This window comes from Gilliamella sp. HK2 (genome assembly GCF_001690265.1).
GTDB classification, from domain to species: domain Bacteria; phylum Pseudomonadota; class Gammaproteobacteria; order Enterobacterales; family Orbaceae; genus Gilliamella; species Gilliamella apicola_C.
Genome location: NZ_LZGV01000040.1, coordinates 22,065 through 30,432 on the forward strand (window position 1 = coordinate 22,065; position 8,368 = coordinate 30,432).

7 protein-coding genes and 2 pseudogenes are annotated in these 8,368 nt (G+C 33.3%); 5 read left to right on the forward strand and 4 right to left on the reverse strand.

Annotated features, from left to right (window positions below):
- Nucleotides 1–15 precede the first annotated feature (15 nt).
- A complete protein-coding gene (trmB, locus tag A9G45_RS03475) occupies nt 16–720 on the reverse strand; it encodes a tRNA (guanosine(46)-N7)-methyltransferase TrmB (RefSeq protein WP_065567625.1) in 705 nt (234 codons plus the stop codon).
- 240 nt (nt 721–960) lie between these two features.
- On the opposite strand from trmB, the gene A9G45_RS03480 reads away from it, so the two are divergent.
- Nucleotides 961–1,908: a ribose-phosphate pyrophosphokinase gene (locus tag A9G45_RS03480; RefSeq protein WP_065567626.1), complete on the forward strand. Its 948-nt coding sequence runs from the start codon at nt 961–963 to the stop codon at nt 1,906–1,908.
- Nucleotides 1,909–1,980: 72 nt separating this feature from the next.
- Nucleotides 1,981–2,571, forward strand: coding sequence for an aminoacyl-tRNA hydrolase (gene pth / locus A9G45_RS03485; protein WP_065567777.1), 591 nt, complete (start codon nt 1,981–1,983; stop codon nt 2,569–2,571).
- Between the two features lie 90 nt (nt 2,572–2,661).
- Here the strand turns inward: pth and A9G45_RS03490 are convergent, their stop codons facing one another.
- Together A9G45_RS03490 and uxuA are read right to left on the reverse strand one after the other, a co-directional pair.
- Nucleotides 2,662–3,093 (reverse strand): DUF3597 domain-containing protein, encoded by a 432-nt coding sequence (locus A9G45_RS03490; RefSeq protein WP_065567627.1) that lies wholly within the window; start codon nt 3,091–3,093, stop codon nt 2,662–2,664.
- Nucleotides 3,094–3,403: 310 nt separating this feature from the next.
- Complete coding sequence (gene uxuA / locus A9G45_RS03495) at nt 3,404–4,585, reverse strand: mannonate dehydratase (RefSeq protein ID WP_065567628.1); 1,182 nt, start codon at nt 4,583–4,585, stop codon at nt 3,404–3,406.
- A 578-nt stretch (nt 4,586–5,163) separates the two neighbouring features.
- Between uxuA and A9G45_RS14895 the strand changes: the two are divergent.
- Nucleotides 5,164–5,337: pseudogene (locus tag A9G45_RS14895) on the forward strand (fructuronate reductase); the annotation flags it as partial.
- 10 nt (nt 5,338–5,347) lie between these two features.
- Nucleotides 5,348–5,503, forward strand: a pseudogene (locus A9G45_RS14900) (MFS transporter); the annotation flags it as partial.
- Nucleotides 5,504–5,686: 183 nt separating this feature from the next.
- On the opposite strand, the gene A9G45_RS03505 reads toward A9G45_RS14900, so the two are convergent.
- Nucleotides 5,687–6,448, reverse strand: a complete 762-nt coding sequence (locus tag A9G45_RS03505; protein WP_065567630.1) for an FCD domain-containing protein — start codon at nt 6,446–6,448, stop codon at nt 5,687–5,689.
- A gap of 481 nt (nt 6,449–6,929) precedes the next feature.
- Between A9G45_RS03505 and gntP the strand changes: the two genes are divergently transcribed.
- Nucleotides 6,930–8,273 carry a gluconate permease GntP gene (gntP, locus tag A9G45_RS03510; RefSeq protein WP_065567631.1) on the forward strand — a complete coding sequence of 448 codons (1,344 nt, stop codon included), beginning with the start codon at nt 6,930–6,932 and terminating at the stop codon, nt 8,271–8,273.
- Nucleotides 8,274–8,368 lie beyond the last annotated feature (95 nt).

The window sequence follows — 8,368 nt, forward strand, 5'->3', positions numbered from 1 at the left end:
AGCTCCTTTACATAATTATTTGTTTACAAATTGGAGATCCCAAACGCCGTGACCTAAATTCTGGCCTCGTTTTTCGAATTTAGTAATCGGTCTATCATCAGGTCTTGGAATGTAGTTGCTACTTGGCGATAAGTTTTCAAAACCTTCTGCCTGATTTAAAACATCTAACATATGTTCTGCATAATGTTGCCAATCCGTTGCTAAGTGCAAAATACCGCCCAATTTTAATTTTTGGCGAATTAATTGTACAAATTTAGGCTGAATAATACGACGTTTGTTATGCCTTGCTTTATGCCATGGATCAGGGAAAAAGATTTGCACTTTATCTAGTGAATGATTAGGGATCATATTTTCTAATACTTCAACAGCGTCATGGCACATCACTTTTAAGTTCGATAATTGGTTTTCTTCAATAGCCATTAAACAAGCCCCCACCCCAGGCTTGTGCACTTCAATGCCTAAAAAGTTTTTATTAGGTGCATTTTTAGCCATTTCAATTAACGAAGCCCCCATACCAAATCCAATTTCCAAAACGGTTGGTTTGCCAGTAGCAAAATAAATGGGTGAATTTGCATCATACTCAATTCCAAAAACAGGCCATAAATTGTTTAGTGCTTGTTCTTGCCCTTTCGTTAAACGACCTTGTCGTAAAACAAAACTACGAATGGTTCTTTTAGATTTGATATTTTCGTTATCTGAGTTTAATTGTTCGTTCATCACAGTATCTACTTAGGTTATGAAATTTATTAAAGCTAATTGATAGTTTGCTTGCTAGTTTACTCGATTTTTTCCTCACAGCAAAAGTATCTTACAGTTGGATTTTTTAATGAATGATTTATAAAAACTTATTAAATATTTTTATATTGTGGTTGAGCATGATAGATAAATGATTATATAATTATAGCCCCGATTTAACCGATTACAATTAAGTAATCATCAATACATGCTTGAGGATTTCTCGTGCCTGATATGAAGCTTTTTGCTGGTAATGCCACACCCGAACTAGCAAAGCGTATAGCTAATCGCCTTTATACTTCACTTGGTGACATTGTGGTAAGCCGTTTTAGTGATGGTGAAGTTAATGTCCAAATCAATGAAAATGTCCGTGGTGAAGATGTTTTTATTATTCAATCAACTTGTGCTCCTACCAATGACAATTTAATGGAATTACTGGTCATGATCGACGCTATGCGACGTGCATCAGCGGGTCGTATTACTGCTGTTATTCCTTATTTTGGTTATGCAAGACAAGATCGCCGAGTTCGTTCGGCTCGTGTACCTATTACCGCTAAAGTCGTTGCTGATTTTTTATCCACTGTTGGTGTTGATAGGGTTTTAACCGTTGATCTTCATGCAGAACAAATTCAGGGTTTTTTTGATGTACCTGTCGATAACGTATTTGGTAGCCCTGTTATTTTAGAAGATATGTTGCAGCGTGAGTTTGAGCGTCCAATCGTAGTTTCACCTGATATTGGCGGTGTTGTTCGAGCTCGAGCTATTGCAAAACTCCTTAATGATACTGATATGGCAATTATTGATAAGCGTCGTCAGCGTGCAAATGAAGCTGAAGTGATGAATATCATTGGTGATGTTGCGGATAGAGACTGTATCTTAGTGGATGATATGATTGATACAGCAGGAACACTTTGTAAAGCAGCCGATGCTTTAAAAGCGCGGGGTGCCAAAAGAGTGTTTGCCTATGCAACACACCCAATTTTTTCAGGAAAAGCAGTAAGTAACATTAAAAACAGTGCTATTGATGAAATTGTTGTTTGTGACACGATTCCACTAACAGCTGAAGTAAAAGCACTGAAAAATGTTCGCCAGTTAACACTATCAGGTATGCTTGCTGAAGCAATTCGTCGGATCAGTAACGAAGAATCAATTTCAGCTATGTTCCATCAATAATCTATTTTACCATTAATTAAAATGCCCCATTTGGGGCTTTTTTCACAAGAAAACCAACAAATAATAAACATTATGACAACGATAAAACTGATTGTAGGGCTAGCCAATCCAGGAAATGAATATACTGCAACAAGGCATAATGCTGGTGCGTGGTTTATTGAGCAATTGGTTCAGCGTTATAATCAATCATTAAAAAACGAGCCAAAATTTTTTGGCTACACATCACGAGTCAATATTTCTAATCATGATCTGCGTTTGTTAGTACCAACTACATTCATGAACCTAAGTGGTAAAGCGGTGCAAGCTATGGCAAAATTTTACCAAATAACCCCAGAAGAAATATTAGTTGTACATGATGAACTGGATCTGAATCCTGGTATTGCTAAACTTAAATTTGGTGGTAGTCATGGTGGGCATAATGGGCTGAAAGATATCGCTAGTAAATTGGGTAATAATTTAAATTTCTATCGATTAAGAATTGGTATTGGTCACCCAGGCGATAAGAATAAAGTTGTCGGTTACGTTCTTACCCCCCCATCTAAACCAGAGCAGGCGTTAATTGATCAAGCTATTGATGAATCAGTGCGCTGTACTGATATTATATTATCTCAGGGGATTGATGCTGCAATGAACCAATTACACGCTTTTAAGGCAATTTGTTGATTTAGCGCGAAAGGGTACAATAGCTAATTGGCTATTATAAAAATATCCACCCAATATTGGGTGGATTGCTATTATTTTAAGATAGGAAAATCAAGAAAATAAATGAGTAATATTGCCGCCTTTCTCTGCAATTTTCTTCATAACTTCTTTAATTAACCAAGTATTCATTGCTGCTGTATCATCAGTGCTACCGGTATAATTCAGCTCTTGCGCCAATTTTTTACGCGCATCTAAACTACTATCTATGCCTAACAATTTCAACAAGTCAACAATAGATGTTTTCCAGTTAAGCGCTTCAGGATGTTTTTTAGCTAAATTATCAAGAATAGACGTAACATCAACATTTGATGCTGATGTGCTCTGCTCTGTCTTTTCCTTAACCTGTTCAGTACCTTTTGATACTGTATCTTTAACCGAGCCAGTAATATCTCCGACTTTATCTTTTACTGCCTCAACAGCATGATCTACTGTTGCTTGAGCACTAGGAAACACTTTAGAAAAAATATTATTTAAGATACCCATATTACACCTCTTAATTTTAAACTGCTTATAAAAAACTGCTTAATGATATAGATGTAGAAAATATCATAATTAATATAACGCTTAAAGGGATAGAATGTCAAAATAGTTATGCTTTAATAGCATTTTATGTATTACGATACTATTTTTATCGGAATGCTAATCTATTATTGTTAAATGCTCTTATAATATTTTATGATTTAATTGAAGATTATCAATAACTCTTATTCATTTTTCAAATCAATTATTATTTTTATATAAAATAAAAAATGCCCTTAAAAGGGCATCGAAATTGTTAGGATTTACGCATTTATTAATTAAAAAAAGTTCGTAGTATTGCATACTCAACACCTCGAATTTCAGCTAAACCACGTAAACGACCTATCGCTGAATACCCAGGATTTGTTTTTTTCTTCAGATCATCCAACATTTGATGCCCGTGATCTGGGCGAACAGGAATAGATCGTTTAATTCCCGCTTTTTTACGACGTTGCTCTTCTGTTATAAGTGCCTTCATTACCGAATACATGTCTACGTCACCAGCTAAATGATCGCCTTCATGAAAAGATAGGGGGTTATCTTCACGAACAGTAGCTCGTAAATGAATAAAATGAACACGGTCAGCAAATTTTTCAGCCATTGTTGCTAAATCATTATCACTACGAACTCCATAAGAACCTGTGCAAAAACAAAAACCATTATGTATGCTGTCAACAGTTTCTTTTATCCACTGCATATCTTCAATTGTTGATACTATTCGCGGTAATCCTAAAATTGGGCGAGGGGGATCATCAGGGTGAACAGTTAAGACAATACCAACTTCTTCTGCAACGGGTACAATAGCTTTTAAAAAAAAGGCATAATTTTCACGTAACTTAACTTTATCAATCCCATCATAAGTTGCAAGATGCACCCTAAACTGATCAAGTGAATAGCCTTCTTCTGCGCCAGGTAAACCGGCAATGATGTTTGCAATAAGTTTATCTTTATCGGCTTGAGTCATTTTTTCAAAATAAGATTTAGCTAAAACAGTATCTTCTTTTGAGTAATCTTTTTCTGCATTAGGTCTTTGTAGTATATAGATATCGAATGCTGCAAATGCCACTTGGTCAAAACGCAAGGCCTTTGAGCCATCAGGTAACTCGTATGCAAGATCTGTACGGGTCCAATCTAAAACGGGCATAAAATTATAACAAACAGTATCAATACCACACGTAGCTAAATTCCGAATAGATTGTTGATAATTAGCAATATATTTTTCGACGTCACCACTATGAGTTTTAATGTCTTCATGAACGGGTATACTTTCAACCACTGACCAAACAAGCCCTTTATTTTCAATGATTTTTTTTCTTTTTTCGATCTCTTCAATTGTCCAAATTTCACCATTTGGGATATGGTGAAGTGCTGTTACAATTCCAGTTGCTCCTGATTGTTTTATGTCATCTAGTGATACTGGATCACTTGGACCAAACCAACGCATTGTTTGTTCCATTTAAATCTCCTCAGTAATTTTTACTTAACTTATTTAAAGAAAAAATACAAAAACAATATTGAGATGTTTATTTATTACTAGCTAACAATGAAGCTGAAATAGCATCAAATAAGTAATCATCAAAGCTTAGTTTTTCACTATTTCAAATAGCTATTGTTTGTTTTTTATATTTTCCATATTGCCACAAAAACTGGTGTATAGCTTTTGCATCTTTTATTTGTAATGTTTATAACATTTTCTTGCAGTTATTAGACCACTTTTTGTAACTTGTATTTAATCTGCTTGGTTCGTAAAAGGTAGATAGCTAGATGCTCCCTTAATTTCTAAATATTATTAATTATGGCATTTAATCAGGCTATATTAATATTTTAACCTTATTAAACACACCATCAAATTGGCACACCAATATTAATATTAGAGTATTTCTATTGTCAATATTAAATAAAAATAAACTCAACATAGTGGCATTGATCACAATTCCATCAAAATAGTGGTGGAATTTAATTTTATAAATGAAAATATGTCTAGCCAATAAATAAATGCTGTCATTAAACTTAAAACTAAATGGTGATATAAATATGCTAAAAATTTCGACTTTACCTCAATTTATAAAAAAACATCCAATATATGATAGGAAAGCGATAGCATCTAGAATTGTTCATTTGGGTTTTGGTGCTTTTCACCGAGCTCATCAAGCTTTGTTTATAGATCGATTATTAAATACAGGAAAAAGCGACTGGGCAATTTGTGATAGTATGACAAGGTGCATATGCATGGTCAGGACAGATGATTTTTAATTTATTTATTGGAGCCTTTGTAAGTGTTATTGGTTATGGCCCATTTTTTATCGCGTTAGCTTTTTTTGATGTGATAGGCGCTGTTGTTTTATGGACATTTATTAGAGAAAATAAAAGTTAGCATAGTATATCCTAATTAAAGGCCAATCAATGATCGTTTATTACTCTTAACTGACAAATACAATGCTTTCGACTTTATTTGTCAGTTTTTGTCAATTTTTTATTGCTTTTTTGCTAATGCTTTTTAATTCTAAATTTTAGTCAACTGTCTAAAAAGAAAATCTACGTACTATAATGATATTTACTATTGGTTAACAATGGTAACTGGAATAGAGTCAAATAAATAGCCATCAAAATTAGGATCTTCACTATCTGACACCGTCATTAATGTTTGTTTAACATTTTCTAAATGCTGCCACATAGCTTGCCGTGCTGCTTTTGCATCTTTAACTTGCAATGCTTGCAAAATTTTTTCGTGATCATCAAGCCATTTTTTTCGGTAACTATTATCGGTAATACGATTATGAAGTTGATCCCACATTTTACTCGCATTCCGTTTTTTCCATAGATCGTTGAGTAAATCTTCTAATACAGCGTTTTTCGTTGCTTTTGCAATTGTAATATGAAACATTTCATCTGCACTATAATCATCAAGTATGTTATTTTGTAAAATTTGTCGCTCTTGCTCCAAAATAGCTCTAAGCTTTACTACATCAGCTTTCACTATTTGAGATGCTGCAAATGCTGCAATATTACTCTCAATTAATTGCCTTGCTTGTAATAATTCAAATGGTCCAAAATCATTTTCTTCTATTTGTTTATTCTGCTCAGATAACGTTGCATCAGGTAAACCAATTACATAAACACCAGATCCTTTTTTTACTGTAATCAAATTCTCAAGTTCTAGCATGATTAATGCTTCACGCACTACTGTGCGACTTACACTAAATGTTTCAGCAATATCTCTTTCTGGTGGTAATCGATCGCCAATTTTATATGTGCCATTTTTCAACAAAAACTTTAGCTCATTACCAATTGCTTGATAAAGACGACTAGATGATTGCATTTTATTGCCCTTTTTTAGTAACTATATTAATTAGCGCAATAAATTATACGCTAGTTATCCCATTTAGCAGAATATTTAATATTTTTCATTGTTAATTATGTCATGAAACTAGAATACCAACTATTAACGACACATTATTTATATTATCAATACGACACAAACTAAACCAATTATAGTGATCCAGATCACAATCTAATCCAAACAATAGTGCAAATTAATTTTATAAATGGAAATATGTCTAACCAATAAAATAAGTACTGTCATTAAACTTTAAAATTACATAGAGATATCGGCGAACTAGTGATCTCAGTTTTACCTCAATTTGGTTCAGATCTTTTTAAAAATACAAAGTTTAAAGACTAAGTTACTAAATATTACCTATCAATCATAAGATTTAGTACTAAGTAAATTATTAATAATTATTTTTTGTCAAATTAGTGTTTCACCAATAACAATAAAATTTAAATAGGGGTTATGATTTATGGAGTTTCTAAATATTCTTTGGGTTATTCTTGGCATAGGATTAATGTTACTTTTAAATATTCGTTTTAAAATCAACTCAATGATTGCATTATTAGCTGCTGCAATATTTGTAGGATTGATGGCTAAAATGGATTTACTAAGCATTCTTAAAACAATCAAGTTAGGATTTGGGCATACGCTTGGTGAGCTTGCTATTATTGTTGTATTTGGTGCTGTTATTGGAAAATTAATGGTTGATTCTGGTGCTGCTCATCAAATTGCACAAACACTATTAAAACAGCTAGGCATAAAATATGTAAAATTAGCTATTATTATCATGGGGCTTATATTTGGCCTAGCGATGTTCTATGAAGCAGCATTTATCATATTGGCTCCATTAGTAATTGCTTTAGCTAAAGAAGCTAAAATTCCATTTTTAAAATTGGCTATTCCAGGTGTCGCTGCGGCAACTACTGCTCATTCGTTGTTTCCACCACAACCAGGACCAGTTGCACTAGTTGATGCCTATGGTGCGGATATGGGAATGGTTTATATTTATGGATTGATTGTTGCTATTCCATCTGTAATTTGTGCAGGTCTGATTCTTCCTAAATTTTTAGGTAATTTAGAAAGACCGACACCTGAATTTTTACAATCTGAAAATCCCATAGATGAAAATAATCTTCCATCGTTTTTTACATCAATTTCTGTTCCTTTGATTCCTGCTTATATTATGATTGCAACAACAATCGCAAATATATGGTTAGATAAGAAAACGATCGCCTATTCTATTCTTAATTTTCTCGGATCATCTCAAATTGCGATGTTTATCGCCATGATTACAGCATTTATATTATTTGGAAAAAAACTTAATCATTCAATGGAATGGATTATGCGTTCTTTTGATAATGCAGTTAAAGGCATTGCAATGGTTGTATTAATTATTGGTGCTGGTGGTGCACTAAAACAAATTATAATAGATACAGGTATTGGTGATACTATTGGTCAATTAATGTCAGCTGGAGGTATATCTCCTTATATTATGGCATGGTTAATTACTATATTAATTCGTTTAGCCACAGGGCAAGGTGTTGTCTCAGCAATGACTGCTGCAGGAATTATCGGAGCAGCAGTTATTGATTCTGCTACAGGGACTATGCATGGAGTTAATCCTGCATTACTTGTGCTTGCAACGGCTGCCGGCTCTAATACATTAACTCACATTAATGATGCGTCTTTCTGGCTATTCAAAGGCTACTTTGATTTATCAATTAAAGATACTTTAAAAACATGGGGGCTATTAGAGCTAATTAATTCGATTATTGGATTAATTGTTGTGCTTATAATAAGTATCTTTGCTTAATTGTAACTATTTTCAAAAGGTTAATAACCATGCTTTGTTGTTAACCTTTTTATTTTTCTTAATAATATATAATTAGAAATTACATGAATTTTATC